This is a genomic window from Shewanella sp. cp20, from assembly GCF_000832025.1.
In the GTDB taxonomy this organism is placed as follows: Bacteria; Pseudomonadota; Gammaproteobacteria; order Enterobacterales; family Shewanellaceae; genus Shewanella.
The window spans coordinates 24,564-48,581 of record NZ_JPII01000030.1; the positions used below are offsets into that span (position 1 = coordinate 24,564).

Sequence of the window (24,018 nt, forward strand, 5' to 3'; positions counted from 1 at the left end):
CTTACCTCGTCGCCACTTGGGTGTTGAGCATGACGCGCTCGCCCACCACGACCTTGTGCAGCCCTTGGGTGACAAAGCGTTCATCTTCGCTCACCGCCCCCTGAATAAAGGCCTGATCGCCACGGGTGTAGAGGATCTCTATGTCTCGCCGCTCGATAAGATATTGTTCTGGCGCCTGTTCTACCAGCACATAGAGGTTCCACAGGCCGCGCAGGCCGTCGGTGAGTGAGCTGATGGGCACCCAGAAGCCGGCACTATCTACTGTCTTGTTGTAATGCAGGTAGGCCAGCTCGCCGTTGATCACCTTGGCATCTTTGGGGAGGGTCAGGCGCACCGGCACTGTGCGGGTCACCAGGTTGACCTCGGCACCTATGCCCGCCACGGTAGCGAGGTAGGGCGTTTCTTTCACCGTCAGGGTCAGCTGCTGGCTGTCTTCCAGGGTCTGCGCCAGGCTCACGGGGACGCCGACAATTGCCTGGGGGTTGTTATGTTGGATCAGGGTAAACAGGGGCGCGCCCAGGGCCACCACCTCGCCTAAGTTGTTGTTGCGTTTGGCGATAACACCGTCGAAGGGGGCAACCAGAGTGGATTTGGCTATCCTAAGCGCGTTGGCGTCGATGGCGGCGCGCAGTCGCTGCTCGGCCGCCTGTAGGCTGCTGAGTTGTCCCTTGAGTTCATCGAGCTGCTGGGCCGAGGCGTAGCCCTGTTTCTTTAACGCCAGGCTACGCTTGAGTGTGCTCTGGGCCAGTTCCTTGTCGGCGCGGTTCTGGGCAAGGCTTGCCTGCAGCTCGCGCTTCTCGGCCTCAAGCAGGGAGGTGTCCAGCTCGGCCAAGAGGTCGCCCTGTTTAACATGATTACCGCTATCGACCGCCAGGTGCTTTATCTTACCCGCCAGCTCGAAGCCGATAGCCGTGGTGTTACCTGCGCGTATGCTGCCGGTAAAGACCTGGGCCGTGTCATAACTCGTCGAGCGTATCAGGCGCTGACTCGAGACCTTGGGAAAGTGTTCGCTGCTGCCTTGAGCACTTTCCGGAGACTGGGCCTGCTGGCAACCGCTGGCCACTAGGCTAAGGCTGCTCCATAACAACACCCTGGCGAGGGATTTGGCGGTAAACATCGTCATACTGATACGCTTCCGTGGTTAACAGTTGGTGAAAAAATCGTTAAACTAGACTTGTTAGTCTAATTTGCAGAAACTGGACTGTCTAGTCTAGTTTGTGTATAAATATGTCGTGATATAAATGAAGACCTTATAGGAAGTTTCAATGGTACAAACACACCTTAGCCGCAGTGAACAGAAGAAGGCGCAGATCTTAAATGCGGCGATAGAGCTCTTCTGTGGGCAAGGATTTCCCAATACCAGCATGGATGAGGTCGCGAAGTTGGCGGGCGTCTCTAAACAGACCGTCTATTCGCATTTTGGCAGCAAGGATGATCTGTTCGTTGCCTCTATCGAATCTAAGTGTGTCGTGCATCAGGTCACGGCCGAGTTGTTTACCAGCCCGGAGCAACCCGAGCAGGCGCTGCTACATTTCGGTAACTATTTTGGTGAGATGATCGTCTCGCCCGAGGCGATCGAGGTGTTTAAGACCTGTGTCGCCCAGGCCGATACCCACCCGGAAATATCGGCGCTGTTTTTTAATGCCGGGCCTGAATTTTTATTGAACCTTTTAGAAAACTATTTCGCCCAGGTGGAGAAGCTAGGTCAGTATCATTTTGGCGATCTGCGCAATGCCTCGGTTAGGCTATGTATGATGCTGTTTGGCGAGATGCGCCTGAAACAAGAGCTAGGCTTGCCGGTCGATGATTTAGTTGCAAGGCGCCCCGCCTATATCAAGGATACCGTGAGTATGTTTTTGCGCGCCTATCGTTGTTAATGCTGCCCGTGGAGGCTAGTTGCGGGGAAAGCTTAAATAAGGAGCTTGGGGAAAGCTTGAGTAGAGAGCTAGAACAAAGCGCTTAAGCCAAGAGCTAGAACAAAGAGCTTAAGCCAAGAGCTTGGGCAAAAAACTTTGAGCAAAGCCTGAGTAAAGAGTGATCTTTTAGCCTGTTTCATCGTACTAAGCTTTAACCTATTTAGTTGAAGATTGTTAATTGGCCTGAGGGGATAACATCCAAGCCGGTCGATATTTTAGTCGGTCTGAATATTCCCTAGGGAGAGGGTATGAAGCATAGCCTTACATTTTTATTGAAGATTAACGCGTTGGCTTTAGCGTTTGCCAGCCTGGCACCCATCGCAGCCGAGGCGGCCCAAGGCGGACAGCGACATCAATCGCCGCTGACCCTGTCGGTTTCGCGTATCGGCGTCGGTGAGGTCGATGTGGGTGACGGCGGCTTGGCGTTGCAGCGTGATACCTGGCTTTTTGGGGCGAAGACCAGCTTTGCCCTAAACAGGCAATGGTCGCTTAGTGCCAACATTAGTTACGACAGGCTGGATTATGATTGGAGCGGCCGCGGCTCGCTACTGAATGGTAATCTTGCCCCCTGGTCTAACGTAGACAGATATGGTGTGGGTGTGGGGCTCAGCTATCGCCCCAACGATCGTTGGCTGTTCCTGCTGGCGCCCAAGCTGCAATATGCCTACGCCGATGGCGCCTCGGCGTCTAATGCCCAAAGCTATGGTGTGGTGGCATCGGGCATGTACCGCTTCAATGGCGGCAACATGTTGGGGCTTGGGGTGGCCTACCTCAATGACATCTCCGAGGTGCGCACCTTGCCTTATCTGGCGGTGAACTGGCAGATAACCGACAAGCTGAAGCTGGCTAACCCCTTCTCGGCGGGCTTTAGCGGTCCCGCCGGCCTGGAGCTGAGTTACCAGTGGTATGACACGCTCGATGTGGGCGTTGGCAGCTCTAAGCGTACCCAGCGTTTTCTGGTGGAAGATGAGGATGTGACGCTGGAGATCGACGAGTGGGTCGGCTTTGTCAGGGCGGGCTGGCAGGCAAGCGAGCCACTGAAGTTCGACGCTTACCTGGGGTATTTTTTCAGCGGCGAACTAGAGCTCTCCTCGCCGAAAACAAAGGTGTCGCTTGAGGATCAGCTGGCACTGGCATTTTCCGCCCAGTATCGATTCTAGGATGCTAATGTTGAATCAGAAAATGTGATGAATCAGAAAATGTGATGCATACAAAAATGGCCTGAACATTCCGTCAGGCCATTTTTTATGATTCTTCATTAAGCTGTCATTTAGCTTTCAGTTAGCCCCAGCTATTGTTTATTCGCCTAGCATTGCCCGCTTGAGGCTCTTCTGCGCTGGCTTATCGCCTAGCCAGATCTTCAGCAGCGCCTGGCGAAAGGCTTCGCCCTCAACCGTGGCCTGCTTTTCGCCGTTCTTATAGGCGGTGACACCGAGATCTTTGGTCGCCTCCAGGGTAAATTGGTCCCCTTCGATGATCGGCGCCGAGAAGAGGGCCATGAAGGCATCTATCTGGGGCTGAATCGCCTGAGGCTCGCCGTCTGTGGCGTCGTCGAAGCCGTCGATGATCGCATCTTGCATCTTCTCTGAGGTGATCATTCCCGAGACGATATTTAAACGAATCGCTACGCTCGGTGCCTGGAGCACGCTATCGAGGGTTTGGCTTGGGCTGGTGGTGTACAAGCTACCCACATAGAGATCCATGAAAAACTTGCTGCGAATGCCGGCGCCGTTGAGGGCCAAAGGCTGTCCGCTTAGGTTTACCTCGTCGGCGAGTGGCACGTCGGCCAGCATGTTGCTGGTCAGTGTGTCGGCGGTAAGTGGAGCACTGACCACGGCTGTCATCAGGAGTAGTTGGCGTAGGAGGGACTTCATATAACCTCTTATCAATATTGTAATAGTTGGACTAGCCGCGTTTACCTAGCTGATATTGACCGCTCTGGTGGAAAAGCGCCGCCTGTTTCTTCTTGGGGGCGATTAGTAGTGGGCCGTCATCGAAGAAGAGAAAGCACTTCCAGTTACGCACGAAGATGTCCCAGCGGGTCTCAATGATCTGGTACTTGTCGTAGCAGAAATAGACCTGAGTATCATCACTCCAATCGAAGTGGCCCTGAAACAGCTCGGGCAGGGCGGGGGAGTCGCTGTCCCAGGCGCTTTGCCAGTGGTCGGTTTCCTGCCAGGCATCGCCCTTGGCGGCCCAGTCGCCCTTGGTAAATTGCTCGCTGCGGCTGCTCTTGTTGCTCACCCACTGATTCCACACCGTCATGGATGATTTTTGATCCAGGGGCTTGATGCAGGCCTTGTCTTCATCTGTGACAGGAAGATCTTTATGGTTAAAGATCCATTTGCGTTTGTATTGTTCGAGTGGGATATAGGTGTGCGCCACAGGGCCTCGCTATCGGCAGTAAGTTGTTAACGCCCGACATTATACGGCCTGCCACCGGGCAAGGGAAACTGCGCCGCAGGATAATTGAACCTTTGGCGCCTAAATATTCCTTAGGGCTTTATTTGATTGAGATAGTTAAGCGCCGCCTGATTATGCTCATCCAGCATGAGGACGTTTTCGAAACAGGAGGCGGCGCCGTCGATCTGACCCGCCTGGGCCAGAAATATCCCTAATTTCAACATGACAGGAATGTCCTGCGGGTACTTGTCCAGGTAATCCAGGTAGATACCCAGCGCCGCCTGAGGATCGCCACTCAAGTTCAATGCATGGGCATATTGCGGCAGATATTCGTCGCTGTAGGCGATTATCTTGGCATAGTGCTCTAGGGCCAGCGGCAGTTGGTTGAGCTGCAGGGAAAGCTGAATGATCTGTTTTAGCTCCTCCTCTTGGCGGTCGGCTAAGGGGGTCTTCAGCACGGCATCGAGTGAGGCCTGTAATTGATTCTCCAGTAGGTAACGATAGCTGAGTGCCAGGTTGTATAAACGGGCAATCTCGGGATCTTCATCAATATGAGGCGCCGTATATTGCACCATCTTAGTGATGCCCAGCAGGTGTTTTTGCTGCCTGAGTAACTGTAGTTTTTTAAAGGCGTTATCCATGATTGGGGCGGTACGCTCAGCCGAATGATCTATGTATTCCTTGACGACAAACAAGGCATCAAAGGTCTTCTGGCACTCGGTAAGCATTTCTCGCTCTGCGGCTGACAGCTTTTGATACTGCTGGGGATGTCGCTCCTGCCAAAGTAACGCACGGCCCCACTGCTTATCCTGAGCCCATCTTTGGCACAGTGCCTCTACGTCGACTTTCTGTTGATATTCGGCTAGGCGAGACTCTGTTCTCTCGATCGCCGATTGAACCTGGTCCAGGAGCTGCTCGCTCATCTCTTTGAAGGCGCTGTAGTAGATGCGCGTGCGCTTGTTGATCTCTTCTTGGGACCAGTCATCGGATTGTTGGGTAGATAAGAAATGACTGAATTCGTAGTAACCATAGAATTTAATGAGGCTTGCTAGCACCTTGTGTTCTTTATTGATGCTCTGTTCGATGCTTTCCAGCTTGTTGGCGAGTTGCGCGATGCGCTCATTTGTCCTTTCTTTCTCCAGTTTACCAATGATGGCCAGCGCGTCATTATTCTTGCTATTGAGCTGTATTAAAGCCTGTCGAGCTGTGGTCAACTCTTTGAGAGTACGAGTGAAATGCGCCATCCACTCGGCATCGTTCGCAAGGTGTACCTCTGGTGCGAGTAGATGTCGCTGGACAGCATCTATCTGTGTGAGGGCGATAGTATCTGCCGGGTGATGTTGGATACCTTTTACCTTGGCTGCATCGGCGGATAGATTGATATAGTTAGCTTGCTGGGGGTGAGAGGCGATTAGATCCTCGGTCGCGCCGATGGCCTGCAATAACTGCATTGGGGTCTCGGCCATCTCTCCTGAATAGGTTTCAACCCATTCCATGACGGCGCCCAAATTTGGCCCAAGGCTAGCAGCATAGGTGCCCGAGGTGTGGCTGGCGCCCGTTTGGGAATGACAGAAGTCGACGCCGCTGAGCAATATCTGGCTAAATCCCATCTCCCGTGCAATTTCCATCGCACTATTGATCACGGTCGGACCTATGGATTGAATATTCTTGTCTTTGGCAAAATCATTCCAGGGATAGCGCGGCCCTGTGTATAGGCAGGCGCCACGCCACTGCCCCAAGATCTGCGGCGTCACATGGTATGAACAGGTGAGCAGGGTGTCATGGGGAAGTGACATCATATCCTTGTTGACATCGAAGCTGACGGACTGAGGGTCGACCGAGACGATAATGTTAGGCTTGATGGCCAGTCGGTTGAGTTTGCCTATGATGCGAGAAGCGGCGATGATCACCAAGTTATCGCTATTTGCCTTTATCCATTGAGCATGGTTATCCAGCGAGGGGCCACCCCCTAGGATGATACAGCTCTTGCCTCTGAATTGATCCCTTAAAATCGATGCCGGTCTGAGGGTTTCCGCGACATTCTTTAGTTGAGTCTTGACGAAGATTTTTTGGGTGAAGCCTATGCTATTCTCGAAATAAGCCTGTCTGACGGCGTTGTCTATTTGGGCGTGTAGCCAGCTATAGCTATCGAGATAGTTACCGTCAGCCGCAACGGATCTATGTAATTTAAATTGCTGCTTTACGATGAATAAATTGTTCTCATAGGATTGAATTAACGTCGAAAACTGTTCGAGGGGAACGACCTGAATAGCATCAGAAAGAGGCGAGGGGATCTCGATAGAGAGTAGAGATAAGATCTCATCGAGTTCGACAAAGATGTACTTGCTACCTGTGGGGATGGGTTGCTCCATCACATAGTTTGCCAGTAGGCCAGAGTCTAGCCCAGCAATGATATGCAGCGTATCCGGGGTTGATAACGCTTTTTTGAGTTTATTGTCGAAGAGGGTCGTCGAATCGATTTTTTCGAAGGTGTTGCGGTTGACGCTTGGCAGGTAACATTCACCAAACTGGCTGACGGCAAAGGTATTGGTTATTTCAGATTGAATGTTCTGCATTGCACCCTCAATTCGATGTTTGTAGACAATTTATTGACACTCTGGCCGACTTTTGCCGATTTAAATCGCTGCATGGCTTAGAGTCTGACTCAAATACGACACAAGCGCGATGTTAATCTGGGATTAATCCGATATGTATGCGAATTTTATGCCAGACAGCCTATAGTAAGTATTTGAAGTAGAAGGGGATTAAAATTTAGCCAAAATGAGACCACTTAGGGACTTGTTGAAAAATAAGGTTAGACATTAGATATTAAGTTACTAAGATTAAAGATGTTTATTATATATTGATCGGTGGTGGCAATTTGAGACAATTGTCGGTTGAATATCTGAGCTAGCTGTTATGGTACGAAATTTGCCTTACCTTTTTGACGATTAAAATTAAGCCATGGGCTCGTAACCAAAGGCTTTGCTTTAATAACTTCTTATTTTAGTGATGCTGAGTTTAATGCGAATATGGAGCGTTAATGTTCGATAATAAATCTATCCTGATCACAGGTGGCACAGGCTCTTTTGGTCAGAAGTACACTAAGACCATATTAGAGCGATACAAGCCGAAGCGGTTAATCATTTTGTCTCGTGATGAATTAAAACAATATGAGATGCAACAGAGATTTAACGCCCCTTGTATGCGTTATTTTCTTGGTGACGTGAGAGATGGCGACCGATTGATGCAGGCGTTTAAAGAGGTCGACTATGTCATCCATGCTGCTGCGATTAAACAAGTCCCCGCTGCCGAGTACAATCCCACCGAATGTATCAAGACAAATATTCATGGCGCCGAGAATGTCATACGAGCGGCAATCGCCAACAATGTCGCTAAGGTGATAGCGTTATCGACAGATAAGGCAGCCAATCCGATTAACCTTTACGGCGCCACCAAACTGGCTTCTGACAAGTTATTTATTGCCGCTAATAATATTGTTGGGGGCGGCAAGACACGTTTTGCGGCTGTGAGATATGGTAATGTTGTCGGTTCCCGTGGCTCTGTTGTGCCTTTTTTCAAGCAGTTGATCGCTGAAGGTTCTCAATCACTCCCCATTACTCATCCAGATATGACGCGGTTTTGGATAACCTTGCAAGATGGTGTCGACTTTGTGTTGAAGAACTTCGATCGAATGCAGGGTGGAGAGATCTTTGTGCCAAAAATCCCCTCGATTCGCATTACAGATTTGGCCAAGGCCTACGCGCCCAATTTAGATCATGACATTATCGGTATCCGCCCCGGTGAGAAGATGCATGAAATCATGTGTCCTGCCGATGATTCACATCATACCCTAGAGTTTGACGATCACTTCGTCTTACGCCGAGTATTCGCTTCTTTGGACGGGAAACAGACTTTTGCACCAATGGCCTTGGCGAGAAAGGGAAGCCTGTGGCCATGGGGTTTGAATACAACTCGGGAACCAATTCACATTTCCTGACGGGGGAAGATATCGTTAAATTGGATGCTGACGCATGATCCCATACGGCAGACAGGATATCAGCCAGGATGATATCGATGCAGTTGTTGAGGTGCTGCAATCCGACTGGTTGACTCAGGGCCCCAATATCCCCGCTTTTGAGCAGGCTTTATGTGACTATAGCGGCGCTAAGTTTGCGGTAGCGGTAAACAGTGCTACGTCAGCTTTACACATCGCTTGCCTAGCGCTTGGTGTAGCCCCCGGCGATAGGGTGTGGACATCGCCTATCACCTTTGTGGCATCAGCTAACTGTGCACTATACTGCGGCGCCACAGTTGACTTTGTCGATGTAGACCCCAGCACAGGTAACATGTCTTCAGAGGCATTGAGAATCAAGCTTATTCAGGCAAAGAGCCAGGGAGCTTTACCTAAGGTTGTGATCCCCGTGCACCTGTGTGGCCACAGCTGTGACATGGCTGCCATATTCGAGCTTGGTAAAGAGTATGGATTTAAGATCATTGAAGATGCCTCTCATGGCATCGGCGGCAGTTATCAGGGCCATAAACTGGGGAGCTGTGGGTACTCGGATATCACGGTTTTCAGTTTTCATCCGGTAAAAATAATTACCAGTGCCGAAGGTGGAATGGCACTGACCCGGAGTCGATTATTGGCCGATAAGTTGGCGCTCTTTCGCAGTCACGGGATTCGCCGGGATCCTGATACTATGTTGCGACCAAACGAGGGAGATTGGTACTACGAGCAGCATGAGCTGGGGTTCAATTATCGCATGACGGATCTGCATGCGGCGCTTGGTTTGTCGCAACTGAATCGGCTAGATCATTTTGTCGCAGAACGTAATCGTTTGGCGGCTATCTATGACAGTTACTGCAGTGATTTACCTGTTACGCCAGTAGACCCCTTAACTGGCTCACAAAGTGCACGCCACCTTTACATGATACGTTTACATCAGAGCGAAAGGCGACGAGAGATCTTCGACATCCTGCGTGCCAAGGGAATTCAGGTACACGTACATTATTTTCCTGTGCATCTACAGCCATATTATCTGGGACGTGGTTTTAAGGAAGGTGACTTTGTTTCCGCAGAGGCTTTCTATCAGCAAATTTTGACCCTGCCACTCTATCCGACCTTAGCATCCAGCGATCAACAAAGGGTGATAAACGAGCTAGCGGCATGCCTGGCATAAATTGCCAGGCTTTTGCTTAGGTTCGCCGATTAACTCTATTTTCTTGAAACAACCAATTGATTAGCTTGATTCTTTAACACCGATAATTAACCATCGGCCATCATTTCCTTTATCTCTTTCACTAGCCGTATTATTCCCTGATGATTTTCAAAGACACGTTTAGTTTGATTTTGTAATGCCTCTCTTAACGGCTTGCGTGCAATTAAGTCAGTTAGTTGTGTGCAGGCATGCTCTAGTGAGTTGCTGATGAGACAGCATTTTTCCACTGCAAGTTGCTGCAATTCATTGGCATTAACCAGATGTTGAGGTGGTAGCAATAGGGTTGCGGCGCCAGAATAGATGGCTTCAAATAATGAAAGACCATAGCATGTTATGATCACTTCGGAGCTGGCTATTAATTTATCTAATTCCGGTGGGTCTTGTAACAGGGTGATATTGCTATTTGGCGGAATAGTGGGCGTGGGTGCCAAAGGTCCCTGTATCCAAGTTATCGGCCAGTCTAACTGTAATTCTGTTAGCATGGCAGGTAAAAGCTCACCATAGCCTAATGCGTCGCTACCCCCGGTTAATACTAAAATTTGTCTTTGCTTTTCTTCTTTCGGCGTGATGTTAAACAGGTAATTTTGCCAGCCATTAGAGACTATTTCGTCTGTTAAGTCGGTATAAAAGCTTGGAATAAATAACCAGTCAAGAATGTCAATCAAGGGAGATAACTTATCTATGCCAACAAGCTTAGCGCCGCTCTGTTTGGGGCCTTTTAAGGCCTGTATTAGTAAAATAGGCGCTATAAAGTCTGGATGAAAATCGAGGAATAATAGTGGATTTCTATCCTCTGTCATGGCGTTTAACAGTGCTTCCTCTGTGCGGTACCAATTAATTTTGGTCGAACAATTAGTTAGCGGTTCGCCATCAAATAATGCATGTATGGTGGAGCCTATGCCTAAATACTCTTGCATTGCATCGGCAATGAGCACTGTACGTTTGAAATGCCCTAAACCGATATCTCCGCCAAGGTGGCAGTAAAGGCTGGCTTTAGCGTATTGTTTATCAGCGGCTTTTTGGGTGACATGGGCATTGATCTTGGCCAATTGGGTATCATGTAAAAGTTGTTGCTGTACCCAAGCCAAGCTGACAATAGATTCGGCTTCATGACTCGTATACCAACGACGGTATACCTCTGCCATAAAGTGATAATCAGCCTGAGTATCCACAGAGATCCGGTGTTTTACTCGGCCATAGTCATCACTATCATTAATGACTACTCTATCGAGTACTGGCGTCAGCTTATCGGCGTAACCTACATGTTCTTGCGACATCTTGCATTGGCTAGCCGCCATCAACTTGTTCCAACCATTTCGACTATAGAAAGAGAGTCCCTCGTGCAAGGTATTAGTGCCCTCTTTTAATATCACTGCATCTTTACCAGACTCTTTTAGGGCCTTTAGACCATGATCAATAAATTCCGGATCGATTAGCGGACAGTCACCGCATATGTAGAGAATATAATCTGGGTTTTGCCTTTGGATGATGGTATCAAGCCTCGCCATCAGGTTGTTAACGTCTCCGTTAAAGGGATGGCAATCGATCTGCTGCTCGCGCGCCCAGTCAACAAGTGGCTGATTGAAATTATCGGCTGTGGTTGCCAGTTCGCTGCAATCGATTTCGCTGCAGAGTGCCAGACGTCGCCAGATGTGGGCAATCATAGGGGCGCCGTATAAAGGCAATAGGTGCTTTCCTGCGAGGCGACTCGAATTAAGCCGGGCACCGACAAGGGCGAGAGTCTTTGTCACAGTTGCGGCTCCTTTGTTGGGGTGATGCTAAAGTTGAGGTCGAGCAAGCTACCGCCAGGTTTAAGGGTTTCATCGGCTTCGGCGAGTGAGAACCATAGACGGTTTAAATACTGAGTATCTATCTGTTTCGATGAGATCATGGGCAAGGCTGCGCAAAGGGCTGGATCCCAGCTGACTTGTATTGCTCGATTTTGGTTGCCAAAGCGAATAACCCCCTTTGTGGCTCCTAGGGCACTGCTGCTGGATACGATAGAGGAGATTGGCGCGCCTTGATCTATGTCTTGGTAAAGCTGGAAAAATTCTGTAGTCATGCCACCGAGGTGTGTCTGATACCAAGCGCGTTGCTGGCAATCGAGCAGAGTTAAATAGCCAAGTCGAATCGAGGCTTCGGGTCTTTCTGTATCGCCGAAATGAATACCTGTGTGTAGGCTTTCCCCATCGAGACGATACCATTTTACTATGCTGCCACTCTTAAGCGTCTGCTGACAGTAGATGACTAGGCAGCCGTTTTGCTCACCTAACTGATATTCCACCCGGTTTAGATCAGCTACTCTGTCGCGATCTCGAAAGCGCTCCAGGAGCAGATGATTACTATAGAAATCGGCGCCATAGCTGATGTGATCGAAGTAACCATGGGACAATGTTCCTATTACCGGGATAAATTGGTGGCAGGCAAATGCCAGAGAGTCGATGGCCAACCCGCGGTGACCGTTTAGGGTCAGTTTTATCCATGGAGTGGTGATATGCAGCCTGCGGCGTTCAGAATCGTATTGAATGTTGATATCTTTTTGGACTTTCCAAGGAGCAAAAACGGGGGCAGGATTTTCGATTGGGGGCAGCGATAATGCCTCGTATCGGTTTTGGGTTAGATGAGTGCGCAGGTCGCTGGCCCAGAGGCGACATAAGCTTCGCCATTGGTCGTCATTATTTGGCTTTAATTCTAATTCCTTTAGTCTCTGATAGCACAAGGTATTGAGCTGAAGATCATTTCGGCCGCTGATCCCCCAGCGGCATATATTGTATTTTGCCTGTTTCTTGACCGAGATTGGGTGTTGGGCATTGGTCAGCGCTAGTGGATCATCGTTACGCCACTGCGTTAATATCTGTGAAGGTGTATTCCAGTGGTACTTTTTTTTGCCCGCTAGAAAGCTAAAGAGTTGTTTTATTCTCTGCCATTCGCCGCTTATGTGCTCCGCCTCGGTATGGTAGCGGCCAGGGCGAAAGTCGAAAACCTCTGCGTCACTGCCATAGACTGGAAATGCCTGAGTATCTGGCTGTAGCACTTTCTCAAGGTAATGGTCGTAGTCAGTGAGGGTTAGCTCACCGTGGACATAGCGCTGAAATTTTTGAAAGGCGATGGCATGGTTCCAGATAGCCTTAATTCTGCGCCCGCTGGCACCCTTTAATGTTTGAGGCCTGTGTAGTCGTTCGGCTTGCCAGTCACTGTTGTGAGAGTAAGGATTATCCCACTCGACGACAACAGCATCAAAACCTGCATCTATGTAAATATCCAATAATCCGGCGGAGACCGCCTGCTCATTGAGGTAGGCTATCTTAGGTGTAATTCCTAATATTGACTGATAAGTGGTTTGACCCAGTCTCAGATTAGCTTGATTCACATTCGCTGGGATCAAGGGGCCAATAATCTGGCTGTCGCCACTGGCGATTAACTCGCACTTGCCTTGATGCAGTAGTTGTCTAAATTTTTCGACCCAAGCTTCATCGACTGCTTGGATTGATTCCAGCGTATAGGCAGTCATTTCAATACCCAGTGGAATGCCTGAGTCGGCTATTTCGAGTAGCGGCCAATAACAGGAAGTGACAACCTGAGGGTGGCTGGCGCTATCAATGGAAGAAAACGCTAGGTTGAGATGAAAGACAGTATATAGATAAGTGGAAGAATGCATGATGTTGCTCTGCTTCGATAATGTCTCAGTCAAGGTTTACTTTCGTCCATATATGCAAATCTCTCGGCCAATATTAAGTGTGGCAAAGGCTTGATAGAGGGCACGTTTGAGATCGTTTCGACCAGCCTGTGCAAGCTTACTCTCGAATCGAACACGTTTGTGATGGCAGCTTCGACCTAAATTGCCGTCATCAATGTAATTGTCACCCATTAGCAAGAACATATCTAATGGAAAGCTGGTTTCCTTATGGACAACACTAAAGTCATGTTTCTCAAGTAGCCGTTGCAGGCTATCGGGGGAAAAATAGTTGATATGGTGTTTGGGGCAGACCCACCAAGGCCGGTAGTTCTCTACTTCGGCAAGCGTTTGTTGAAATGGGTTGTAGTCATTTGGTGTACTAATACATAAGATGCCGCCATCGTTGAGCATGTCATACATGAGCTCAATCAATTCGCTCGGGTTGGGAACATGCTCTAGCACTAGGCTGGCGTTAATGACATCGAATTTGCCGAGTGCTTTACTGCTGTCGGCGGTGAGGTACCCTATTATTTCATCAACCCCCATTTCGCGTGCATAAGCCACGGCTTGGGGAGAAGGCTCAATTCCTTTAACTGTCCATCCTCGTTGTTGACCATGTTTTAAGAAGTAACCGGCTCCGGCTCCGACGTCTAACAGCGTGCGTCTGGTAACGGGTAAGTATTGCTCAAAGGTGTCGTATCTATCAGAATACTGGAGGTTTAGCCAAGCCTCGTCTTCCTGTTTTTGTTTGAAGAATTCTGGTTTTTCAGTCACGTAAAACTCTTCTTTATAGAACTTGTCGAGCGCTTCAAATGTAGGGAGCGGTGAGATATGAGTAAAACCGCATGCCTCACACTCTATGATGTCATAGCCTTCTTTTGCACCCAGCTTGCGACCTATGTGTTCACTGGTCATTTGATTGTCCTTTTTCGCCCAAGCATAAATGGCTACGGGAAGTTTCTTGCATGGACGTTGGGCGGCCCGAGAACCAGTTACTCTCTATTTTAAATCGTACTTGGTTATATACTGCCTCTATTTGTTGTTCTAGCTGTGGCAATGTATTTGCTGTCAATACAAAGACACCGCTGCGGTTCGCATGAGACAAGATGGGGGGTAACTGAGTGCCAATAGAGGGATAGAACTCAAGTTTTTGGCAGAAGGGTTGTGTCTCAAGCCATTCTAATCCTTCAATGGCCTCCAATTGACCGGGAGGAAGGAAAAAGTAACGATTTGCCACCCATAGTTCATGCTGAGGTGTAAGAGTACTCAGATCAACTGGATTGTCTAACGCAATATTGATGACAGTTTTTACATAGTTAATACCGCAAGATAGGGGGACCAGGCTGGCAGAAAAATCGCCACCACTAAGGCGTGCCGCCATTTCGATAACCATGGCGCCGCGCGTGGGACAGACCACGATATCTCCTTTTGCCACTCCTCTTTCTATGCCGAGAGCCCTGGCTGCACGTTCTGCCAAGGCTGAAATTTCAGCCTGGTCTGCTTGGCGGTGACGAGTCGGTAACCAACCACCATTTTCCATTATATTGGGCCAGAAGCACTCCATTCCTTCGTACACCCTATCGGCGAAACCCGGGGTTGCCGCTTGCTCGCCAACGATGATGCTTTCGGTGCTGATTTGCGGGCCGTCGATAAACTCTTCTAATAGGATCTCGCCGTTTAGCGAGAAAGATTTGGCGTGGGCGAGCGCCGCACGGACCTCTTCCTCTTGGCGAATAATACGCACCCCTCTTGAGCCTGCCCTGTCGGTTGGTTTGATAATGAGTTTGTCGCAGCCCCACTCTCGCCACTTGGCCATGACATCGGCTTCGCTTTCAACCTGGGCGTATGGAGGGATCGGGATGCCCATTTTCTCGAAGCGTTGCTTCATTGCCAATTTATGGGTTGCCCAATAACCCGTTTCCTCGGTGGGACCTGGCCAACCAAAATGTTTAGCGATAGCGGCTAGAATATGTGGTATGTCGCTTCCCATAGTGGATACACCACTAAGTTTGATGCCCTCGTCGAGTAGTTTTTGGCAGTAGTCGATGACTCCTGATAGGTCGGAAAAGTCGATTGCGCGAGCACAATCGGCTTTCGCCAGACCCGGCGCCAGTGGGTTAGCATCGACGGCGACAACGTAATATCCCATCTGCTGCGCAGTTTGTATCATAAAGCATTGATCTGAGCCTGCGCCCAAAACTAACAGTGCTTTCTTATGCAGCCTCATGCCTGCCACTCCCAACGTTTGGCAGCTTGCTGATAGATGCTGTCAGTATCAATGGCGCCAATTTCTGCCAGAGTCTGTTTATCGCCGGCGGGTAATATGCCTTGCTCTAGTGCGCTGACCAAAAGATCACAATCAAGTTGTTGATCATTGATAAGCTGATTAATAGCGGTACCAACACCCGTATCTTTTAAGCCCTCCTCAAGGCTAATTGCTTTGGCATGGCTTTGCAGAAGTGGAATTAGGCTCTTAAAAGGCAAGGGCTTTAACCATCTGAGGTTTACTACCTTAAAGGTTTGCTGACGCTGTGACTTAATTTTTTCGCGCAAGGCGATTGCAGTTTGTAGCTGATTTGCAACCGCGATGATCAAGCCATCGTCGCCAGAGCGCACGACTTCCACATCTTCCAATGGCGTGAGTTCACTTGGTAGGTAGTTCTCTTCATTCTGCGGTACTGTTTCATAGGGGTGTAGTACTATCATAGGGCCTTGGGCGATAGGTATATTAGTATCGGCCAAGCGAGTCTGCATAATGGCCTGAAGATCGCGGGCTGTGCCGGCATAGAAGATTTTTATATCGGGTAGTGTGCGAAGTAGACCAAAGTCATAGATACCATGATGGGTAGGACCATCGAAACCGGCAAACCCCGAGCGAGCACTGACTATTGTGACAGAATGCTTGGGAAAGCAGATGTCGTGAAATAGTTGGTCCCAGGCGCGCTGCATGAAGGTAGATTGGAAACACATAAATACTTTGTTTCCTGCCATGGCGAGTCCTGCGGCCATGCCTACAGCATGTTGTTCGGCCATACCAACATCAATTGCGCGATCGGGAAAAGTCTTCATCAAGGCTTCCACACCTGACGCATAGGGCGTTGCTGGCGTTAGGGCATAGACAGTTTTGTCTTTTTCCATATGCTGCATCAGAGTATTGCCCACTATACCTTGAAAGGTTGTTCCGGTTAGTGTGGCAGCTACACCTTCGCCCGTTTCAGGATTGAATGGCATAGAAAAATGCAATTTATAAGGATGATTGTCCGCCAGCGCGAGTCCACGCCCCTTTTCTGTTTTGACATGAATGACTATTGGGCCTGTATGGGAGTAACTAGCCGCCGTTTGGGCTTTTGCCATTCCTTCTAAGAGCTTAGTCATGTCGTGGCCATCATCGACCGATACGTAACCAAAGCCCATACCTTCGAACCAATCTGCGCAGCGTTGTTGCCAATCTGGTGCTGAAAACAGGTTGTGTAAGCCTCCGACATTGGGTGGAATACTCATGCCGTTATCGTTGATTACGATAAACAATGGCAGGGGATATTCGGCTGAAAAATTTAATCCTTCGAAAGCCATACCTTCTACCATGGAGCCATCACCGATAAAGGCGATCACGCTTCCTTGCTGCGTATTTTGCATCTTGCTATAGGCGAGGCCGCAAGCAATGGGAATTGCTGTTCCCGCATGTGATGCTTCCATTAAGTCATATTCGCTTTCATGATGTGATACGAATCGCGACATACCGCCCATTTGGTTCAAGGTGTCGAAGGCAGACTTGCGGCCCGTGAGCAGTTTATGGGTATAGCCTTGGTGACCTACGTCAAAGAGTATGTGGTCGCCATCAGATTTTCCCGATTGAATATTGAATGCGTGGTGGAGTGCAATGGTGAGTTCAACGACCCCTAAGTTTGCTCCAATATGACCTCCGGTTTGGCTAACACTATCGATGAGAAAGTGCCTGATTTCCGAGGCTAATTCTACTAACTCAGACTCGGTAAGTTGCTTGATGTCATGTGGTTGCTTTATTGCGTCTAATCGTTTCATCCGAAGTACATTCCGCCATTAGTGTTTATGCAGTGGCCAGTGATATAAGAGGCTGCGTCCGATAGCAAAAATAGCACGCTATTTGCGACCTCATCGGGTGTGCCCATTCGCTTAAGAGGGATCACGGCTTCGGCCTGTTGTTGTAATGTTTCTAATTGTTGTTCATTGAAAATTTCTGTCTTAATCCAACCTGGTGCTACCGCATTTGAGCGCACATTTTTCTCCGCACCAAGCCTGGCAACCGAACGGGTTAGACTGATTAATGCCGCTTTTGTCGCAGCATAATCGGGTGCTTTATTGCCACCTGTTTGTCCTCCCACCGACGAGATATTAACGATGGCCGCTCCTGACTCTGTACGTCGCAATAATTCTTGGCTGAGTATGAAGGGCCCTTTCAGGTTGACGGCGAAAGTATTATCCCACTGTTCATCACTGAGTTGATTAAAGTCGCCTTGCTGTAAAATGCCGGCATTATTTATAAGTAGCTGAATTTTTTGGTTAAAGTGTAAATCTGCCTGAGTGAACAATTCAGCGGCTTGCTGACGACAGCTGACATCACTTTTTACCAGGATAAAACGGTTACCATAGATGTTGAAAGCCTCGCGACATTCGTTTGCCGCGTCGTCATTGCTTGCGTAGGTACCTATGACTTTGCAGTTGGATTCGAGTAATGCATGACAGATCGCTTTACCTATCCCTCTGGAGGCTCCTGTGACGAGTGCCACTTTGCCATCAAAATCAAACTTAATCATAGTAATGTGCCTTCAAATCGATTCGAAAAAATGGTTAAAAAGCTATCTGCATCTTGGCGGTTATTAAATGCTATCCAGAAAAAACCGACCAGACTGGTGTTGTCGCTATGTCGTTGGTGCTTCTTATAGCGTCGTGGTTCATAAAAAAATTCTAACAAGTCAGAATGCTCACTCAAAAACTGTTCGACCTTGGCAAAGTCAATGTCAGGTGCTAATGGAAATAGTGCCTTCCAAATTACGATTCTCTCTGGGGTGGAGTTTGATCTAGAGGTATGAACATCTGTACCTTTGAGCAACGAAAACCATTGAAGAACAGGGCTTTGACCATTTGAAAAAGGGATTAGTTTAGTAGTAAACACATCACCATGAAAGCGTGGTGAGACCTCTAATAAGGTAAATTTTCCCTCTTTATAGAGTAAATCTGCTTTTACTGGGGTGTTATCAATGCCTAAAGCTCGGCAGGCTTGTTCTGTTAGATGATAGGCCTGTTCGACATCACAGTTTGGCAGGGCGCTTGGGGCAAAACCATGGGTTGGAAAATGGTAAGGGGGCTTGGAAAAATAGCGATCGCCAATGCCACAGGGAATGAACCTTCCTTGCCACATGATGCCTATAGTATCTATGCCATAACCATCGAAGTACTCCTCCATCAGTACCTGTTCGCCATATTGTTTAGCTAATGTAACGGCGTCAGCAACGCCATCTGGTGTGCTGACAGAAGTCACTCCTTGGCTACCACAAGCATCAAGCGGCTTTATGATGATAGGGTAGGTTAATTTCAGTAAGTCGAGTTTGGCTGGAGCTTCTTTCCATAAGGCCATCTGCGGTGTCGGTAGTCCTTGGGATAGCCAAACCTTTTTGGCGGCTGATTTGTTGAGTGACAGGCTGACGGCTTCAGGAGGGCACCCTGGGAGTCCTAATTGATGATGGATCTTAGCAACGGCAGGCAGGCCAAAATCGCTGCCTGAATAGGCGCCGATGAGGTTGAACTTTTTATTGAGCTGACTGGCTAGCGCCGAGAGCGCCTCTTCATCACTACCACTTATCTGGTAGTACTCATCGGCCATTTCAATTGCTGGTGCATCATCTCGAAAATCTGTGACTATGGTTGCCAGACCGAGAGAATGAGCCCAGCGAATGTGTTCGCGCTGCATATGGCCTGCGCCAATAATAAGAATGGCTGGAGGACGGTTACTCATCGCACGAGGACTCCCTAGTGTTGTTAAATTGCTTGATAAGCTCTGAAAAGTCGGTTGCTTGGAGGAGTCTGGTTTCGCCCTCATCAAAACGTATTGCAGTGGGTATTAGCTGTCCTTGGGTGTAATCGGGATAGTGATCTGTTAGTAAGCCTTGGACGATTTCTGGCAATACCTCACATTGGGTGGCGGCGGGTAATAAACGATCGAGAATCAAGTCGCCTGTGAGATCTGCATGGACTTCGATGAGCCTGGCTTGTTGCTGCCTGTCGAGCCGAAAACTAAATGCTAGTAAGTAATTTAAGTTGCTGAAACTATTAGAAAACTGTGTTGCTGCATTTATTATCTGTATTTTGATTTTTGGTGTGATCTGTGCGGGAAACAGGAGTCCGCTCGCTTTTAATTCTCCATTGCTAAATTGATTGACCTCTTCCCACCAAGCTATAGGAGTAACGCTTCCCTGTCTAACGTGGGCGAGTAAGCTAATGTCATTCCCATCGATAAAACATGCAACATCGGCTTTTCCATCGGCGGATGCTGCCTTGGCCGATTCGACCGCTGGCTTAAGCTGATGCTTATGGGTGCAAAGTGTAACGGCTTTCTTGCCACTTAGAGGGTAGTCGGGTCTAACAACGACAGGTAGTTCAGGGAACAGGTTGGTATTATCGCTGACGGTACCTTTAGGTACAGGGATATCACTCGCCTCACAATAATCTCTTAGTCGTGACTTAATGGTACACAAAGAGACAAGTTGTTGGCTCAGACCAAATCGCTTGAGTTTCTCATCGATGGCAGCGGCGGTATACAGGGCTGGTCCAGAGGTTCGCGCCAGAAGCGTAACTATGGGCAATTCGATGCTGTCGAGTATGCTCAGAAGAGGCGTTGCATCATAGGTGCTGGCCTTAATGAATTTGTCTGCATGAGGGGAAGCAATGCAGTGCTTATTTTTGTCGACGACACAAACTAAAAGCCCTTTTTGTTTGGCCGCAAGTATCAGGGGGAGTTGGGCTTCTCCGCCGCCTAGACAAAGGGCCCAGTTGCGTGCCATCGAATTTGGTGATGTGGATTTGTTCATCGGCAGCTAGCTGTACAGAGTAATGATGCGGGCATTTAGATTGGGATTCATCTCTAGTGACTGCTTGATCTCTTGCTCAAATACAAATGAGGATATCACTATAGCAAGTTCAGGATCTTCTAGGTTTAAGGAGCCAGGAGCGGCAATTGAAATGTCGTATAGCGTCTTTTGCCATTTCTGTGGATCGGAGTCGACAATGGTGATTGGTACACAGTGTTCCAGTATGTTGGTTTCTTCTAGTAATTGTGCTGTATGCACACCGCCACCCCAGATAGCAATGCTTTTTGCCTTCATTGTACCATGATTAATTTTACGATTTATTTCTTGCCAGCGAGTTACATCTCGAGCGACATATGCCTGACACATGGGCAGAGCCTGGTCATCCTTCTCTATAGCCCTAATGGTTTCACCTTTGCGGCCATGACACATCTGTATTGGGTAAGGATCTTTTTCACTTAAATCTGTTACCACAGGTCCTAGAGGCTCTATGCCGCAAGTTTGCATAAGGTTAGTCATGGAGAGTGGAGAGAAATAAGTAAGATGTTCGAAGGTGAAGTAACTTGTCGGCCAGGTGTCTTGATCGATGAGAGAGGGGACTTCTATGAATATATGACCATCGTCTTTCAGCATTTCAAGGCATTTTAGCAACACCGCTTTAGGATCGACAAAATGCTCTAGTACATGGGTGAGTATAATAAGATCATACTGGGCCCCCTTGCTATCGAAGTCTTCGATAAAGCCATTATTTAATTCCAGATTATATTGGCTCTTTGCTAGTGAAATGGCGCGTGAAGAAGGATCGATACCATCGACCTCCCAACCTGCCAATTGAAATCTGTGTAGGGTGTACCCATCGGAGCACCCAATCTGAAATGCGCGGCCCTTTGGCGTTAAAAATTCTGACAAATAGGCAAGCTGTCTATCGAGGGCGGCAATTTTAGTGGCTGAAGGTTTGCCGTCTCGACCAGGATTTGTGTAGTTTGACATTTCACTGTAGGTCTTGCGGATCTTCTGCAGATCAGGCAGTGGATTTTGATATACCGCACCACATTTATCACATACTGTGATACACAGGGCCACCTCTCCGAGATCGGTCAAATGATATGGTTTACTAAATACCTCGGTAGATTGAGAATGTTGACAAACAATACAAGGTCTAAATGTCATTATGGCCTCTTAGAAATGGTTCATTATCTGTATATTTAATTATCTAAGGTGTTTAAGCGGCCTTAAACCGTCACTAGGATCGGCGCGCCAGTCTCGGTCAGGAGCTTCGCTGGGGGCCAGCACCTTATCTGCACGTCCGTCTATGGTCGTCGCATCACGACATTCGCTGATCACGGGCTGTATCTGATGCGGTAGCCAGCAGTGCCCGGCCGCATATTCGGCTCCTTGTTCATCGAGATCAATATGGAACTCAATGCAATCTGCTTGCCAACGATTAACCGCGCGGCGAATGACGGTCGGCGATACACTGTGATCCGACCAGCCGACCTTGACACCATAGCGGTCGCGGAACGCGCCAATGACTGCGAGATTACAATCAGATTTCGGAGTAGGGTAGGCCGATACGCAGTGCAATAGGGTGATGTCTTGGCAACCTGAATCTTTCAACACTGAGATGGCATGATCTATCTCATCGAAATTGGCCATGCCGGCAGAGATAACTACTGGCTTACCAGTTTTAGCGCAGGCGATAAGTAAGTCGTCCCACAGCAATTCATAGGAGGCGACTTTATAAAAATCGATATAGGGAGCCAGTTCTTTGACGGCATCCAAATAGAAAGGCGTGCAGGAAAACTGGATACCATAACTGTCACAGCATCGTTTAAGGTCGGGTAAAAAACCAACGGGCAACTCCCACTGCTTGCGCGCTCTATGCATCTCACTTCGAGCGAGTATTTCGGGGGCAAATAACTGCTCGATTTTGAATAGTTGAAACTTTACCGCATCGCAGCCTATCTCTGCCGACGCCTTGATAAACTCGAAACACCTGTCCAGATCTCTATGATGATTGCTGGACACCTCAGCAATGAATAAAGGTGCTTGTGTTGTCATAATTGTCCACAATTATTTTGGTTAGGGTTAGTAAGGTAACTCTTGATAATAACTTTTTTTAATTAGCGTGTTACAACTAAAATAGTTGAGGTAACTCATATTCTAAATAATCAGCCAGTGCAAGCCAGTCTTGCCTCTCTTGCGCTTGCAACATAGGAGAGAGTATTTGGCCAAATTCTGACTGCTGAATGATTTCAGGGTGATCTTTCTCTATCTCATCGATGCACTGGCGCAGTAGCAAAGAGGCTTCTGCTTCGTGACCTAATCGAAACTGATGCGCAGTATTGATAAGAGACGCAGCTAGGCTCATGCGTTTGGCTCCATGTAACGAGTTCCTTGTATATTTGCACCTGAAAGACTTGCGCGATAGAAGGCCACTTCCGGGTGCCTGGCGATATAAAGCTCTAAATATCTTAGATAGGCTCTTAAATTCAGATCGGTTGTGATTCGATTGCCATGGCCATCTAATACCCAGTGGCGAGCGTTTTTCCTGTTGTTATCAATGGCCTTAACCCAGGCGCGAGCTTCTTCATCCTCAGGTTTAATTCGAGCTGTACTCCAAAATGCATGGCTCATGTTATGGCAATAACCGAAGTCACAGCCAAATAGCGTGATCTGTTTGGGATTCATTTTGACAGCTAAGTCTACGACGGGATGGATGACGCTACCACTGATATAGAGCCTCAATTTAGGGTATCGCTTAGCCAACTCGTTATATCGGGCATCCTGGCCATAGGCGACAAATCTGGGGCCCTGCCAGTTCTCTAGCACCGTTGGGTTTGTCTTGGGGAAATATACCAGGTTAATGCCATTTGTATCCTCAAGTGGCAGATGGTAGCTATCGATAAGGCTGTCAACGGTTATGACAATATCGGGTTTGATGCCATGATGGAGCAGCCCCTTGAGTGCCGTATCGGCTGCAATCATCAGAGGCTTATTGGGTTGCTGGCTTACTGTTTTTAAATACTCGTAGTGCTCTGTAAGAGAGGGACCTGAGCCGATCACTATCACCTCGTTTACCCTCAAGGTATTAATTAGTGAGGCGGCATCGGGATCATTGACTATTCGTTCTTCATTGCATTTGAATCTTTCTTGTGTCAAAGGATCATCAAGCTGATGTTTTTTATTGGCAAAATCTTGATTTAACTCAATGGTTAAAAGATCCCTTACTCTAGCGTTTTCTTCATCGCAAATAGAGAGCTCTGGCGTTATGGCAACATAGGGATAGTTCAGTAAAGAATTAGGTTTTATCCGTAGCCTGACGTTTGAGTGACTTAACCATTCACTTTGATCTGTATAGGAGAGAACCAAGGCAAATACTGCCAAGTTCAAGATGAAAATGTTGATCTGAGTATACTGAGGGTTATCGATTAACAGACTCGGTACATCGCCCATACCTATACCATATACGTTAACTTCTTGGGTCTCTTTCGGTAAGGTATTAATCAAGAGTTGTGCTTCTGCTAGCCTGTCATGGCGACTACTGAGCTGAATACCGTTAACACTTATTGTTTGATTCTGGCCGGTAACGAGTGCGGCGTCGAGATGGTCGAATGATACTTGTTGAAGTGCAGAGGCAATGATAGGCCAACGCTGGCTGATGATGTTGAGATTGGCATTAAAAAGCTCAGTCATTGACACTGTCCCTCGAAGTCATACTTCATCTATTAGGCTAGTTC

General features: G+C 48.3%; 19 protein-coding genes and 1 pseudogene. 4 read left to right on the forward strand and 16 right to left on the reverse strand.

Going from position 1 to position 24,018, the window contains the following annotated elements:
• Position 1: 1 nt before the first annotated feature.
• Entirely contained in the window at positions 2–1,123 is a 1,122-nt protein-coding gene (locus tag DB48_RS12425) for an efflux RND transporter periplasmic adaptor subunit (protein ID WP_052813779.1), read from the reverse strand.
• Between the two features lie 142 nt (positions 1,124–1,265).
• Between DB48_RS12425 and DB48_RS12430 the strand changes: the two genes are divergently transcribed.
• Together DB48_RS12430 and DB48_RS12435 are read left to right on the forward strand one after the other, a co-directional pair.
• Positions 1,266–1,877, forward strand: coding sequence for a TetR/AcrR family transcriptional regulator (locus DB48_RS12430; protein ID WP_041510595.1), 612 nt, complete (start codon positions 1,266–1,268; stop codon positions 1,875–1,877).
• 287 nt (positions 1,878–2,164) lie between these two features.
• Complete coding sequence (locus DB48_RS12435; protein WP_041510596.1) at positions 2,165–3,076, forward strand: TonB-dependent receptor; 912 nt, start codon at positions 2,165–2,167, stop codon at positions 3,074–3,076.
• Between the two features lie 138 nt (positions 3,077–3,214).
• Here DB48_RS12435 and DB48_RS12440 read toward each other — a convergent pair whose 3' ends face one another.
• The 3 genes from DB48_RS12440 to DB48_RS12450 all read right to left on the reverse strand — a co-directional run bounded on the left by DB48_RS12440 (position 3,215) and on the right by DB48_RS12450 (position 6,895).
• On the reverse strand, positions 3,215–3,790 hold the full coding sequence (locus DB48_RS12440) for a chalcone isomerase family protein (RefSeq protein WP_041510597.1): 576 nt from the start codon (positions 3,788–3,790) through the stop codon (positions 3,215–3,217).
• A gap of 31 nt (positions 3,791–3,821) precedes the next feature.
• The gene (locus tag DB48_RS12445; protein WP_041510598.1) at positions 3,822–4,301 is read right to left on the reverse strand and encodes a DUF2947 domain-containing protein; all 480 of its coding nucleotides are present in this window, start codon (positions 4,299–4,301) and stop codon (positions 3,822–3,824) included.
• A gap of 110 nt (positions 4,302–4,411) precedes the next feature.
• Positions 4,412–6,895, reverse strand: coding sequence for a 6-hydroxymethylpterin diphosphokinase MptE-like protein (locus DB48_RS12450; RefSeq protein WP_041510599.1), 2,484 nt, complete (start codon positions 6,893–6,895; stop codon positions 4,412–4,414).
• A 467-nt stretch (positions 6,896–7,362) separates the two neighbouring features.
• On the opposite strand from DB48_RS12450, the pseudogene pseB reads away from it, so the two are divergent.
• Both pseB and pseC read left to right on the forward strand, forming a co-directional pair.
• A pseudogene (gene pseB, locus DB48_RS12455) lies at positions 7,363–8,357 on the forward strand (UDP-N-acetylglucosamine 4,6-dehydratase (inverting)).
• Entirely contained in the window at positions 8,354–9,502 is a 1,149-nt protein-coding gene (pseC, locus tag DB48_RS12460; protein WP_041510600.1) for a UDP-4-amino-4,6-dideoxy-N-acetyl-beta-L-altrosamine transaminase, read from the forward strand. The pseudogene pseB and the gene pseC overlap by 4 nt, the downstream one beginning before the upstream one ends.
• An 86-nt stretch (positions 9,503–9,588) precedes the next feature.
• Here pseC and DB48_RS12465 read toward each other — a convergent pair whose 3' ends face one another.
• The 12 genes from DB48_RS12465 to DB48_RS12520 form a co-directional block, all read right to left on the reverse strand.
• Complete coding sequence (locus DB48_RS12465) at positions 9,589–11,292, reverse strand: cytidylyltransferase domain-containing protein (protein WP_041510601.1); 1,704 nt, start codon at positions 11,290–11,292, stop codon at positions 9,589–9,591.
• Positions 11,289–13,232 carry a glycoside hydrolase gene (locus DB48_RS12470; RefSeq protein WP_235375397.1) on the reverse strand — a complete coding sequence of 648 codons (1,944 nt, stop codon included), beginning with the start codon at positions 13,230–13,232 and terminating at the stop codon, positions 11,289–11,291. Before DB48_RS12470 ends, DB48_RS12465 begins: the two co-directional genes overlap by 4 nt.
• A gap of 3 nt (positions 13,233–13,235) precedes the next feature.
• Positions 13,236–14,132, reverse strand: a complete 897-nt coding sequence (locus DB48_RS12475; protein WP_041510603.1) for a class I SAM-dependent methyltransferase — start codon at positions 14,130–14,132, stop codon at positions 13,236–13,238.
• On the reverse strand, positions 14,122–15,444 hold the full coding sequence (locus DB48_RS12480) for an ATP-grasp domain-containing protein (protein ID WP_052813780.1): 1,323 nt from the start codon (positions 15,442–15,444) through the stop codon (positions 14,122–14,124). The genes DB48_RS12475 and DB48_RS12480 overlap by 11 nt, the downstream gene beginning before the upstream one ends.
• Positions 15,441–17,258 carry a 1-deoxy-D-xylulose-5-phosphate synthase gene (locus DB48_RS12485; protein WP_041510604.1) on the reverse strand — a complete coding sequence of 606 codons (1,818 nt, stop codon included), beginning with the start codon at positions 17,256–17,258 and terminating at the stop codon, positions 15,441–15,443. The genes DB48_RS12480 and DB48_RS12485 overlap by 4 nt, the downstream gene beginning before the upstream one ends.
• Positions 17,255–18,010: an SDR family NAD(P)-dependent oxidoreductase gene (locus DB48_RS12490; protein ID WP_041510605.1), complete on the reverse strand. Its 756-nt coding sequence runs from the start codon at positions 18,008–18,010 to the stop codon at positions 17,255–17,257. The genes DB48_RS12485 and DB48_RS12490 overlap by 4 nt, the downstream gene beginning before the upstream one ends.
• Positions 18,007–19,209, reverse strand: coding sequence for an ATP-grasp domain-containing protein (locus DB48_RS12495; protein ID WP_041510606.1), 1,203 nt, complete (start codon positions 19,207–19,209; stop codon positions 18,007–18,009). Before DB48_RS12495 ends, DB48_RS12490 begins: the two co-directional genes overlap by 4 nt.
• Positions 19,202–20,281: a hypothetical protein gene (locus DB48_RS12500; protein WP_152619154.1), complete on the reverse strand. Its 1,080-nt coding sequence runs from the start codon at positions 20,279–20,281 to the stop codon at positions 19,202–19,204. Before DB48_RS12500 ends, DB48_RS12495 begins: the two co-directional genes overlap by 8 nt.
• Before the next feature lie 6 nt (positions 20,282–20,287).
• Positions 20,288–21,448, reverse strand: a complete 1,161-nt coding sequence (locus DB48_RS12505) for a class I SAM-dependent methyltransferase (RefSeq protein WP_041510608.1) — start codon at positions 21,446–21,448, stop codon at positions 20,288–20,290.
• A gap of 39 nt (positions 21,449–21,487) precedes the next feature.
• A complete protein-coding gene (locus tag DB48_RS12510) occupies positions 21,488–22,339 on the reverse strand; it encodes an N-acetylneuraminate synthase family protein (RefSeq protein WP_041510683.1) in 852 nt (283 codons plus the stop codon).
• 76 nt (positions 22,340–22,415) lie between these two features.
• Positions 22,416–22,649, reverse strand: a complete 234-nt coding sequence (locus DB48_RS12515; protein ID WP_041510609.1) for a hypothetical protein — start codon at positions 22,647–22,649, stop codon at positions 22,416–22,418.
• Entirely contained in the window at positions 22,646–23,974 is a 1,329-nt protein-coding gene (locus DB48_RS12520; protein ID WP_041510610.1) for a motility associated factor glycosyltransferase family protein, read from the reverse strand. The genes DB48_RS12515 and DB48_RS12520 overlap by 4 nt, the downstream gene beginning before the upstream one ends.
• Positions 23,975–24,018 lie beyond the last annotated feature (44 nt).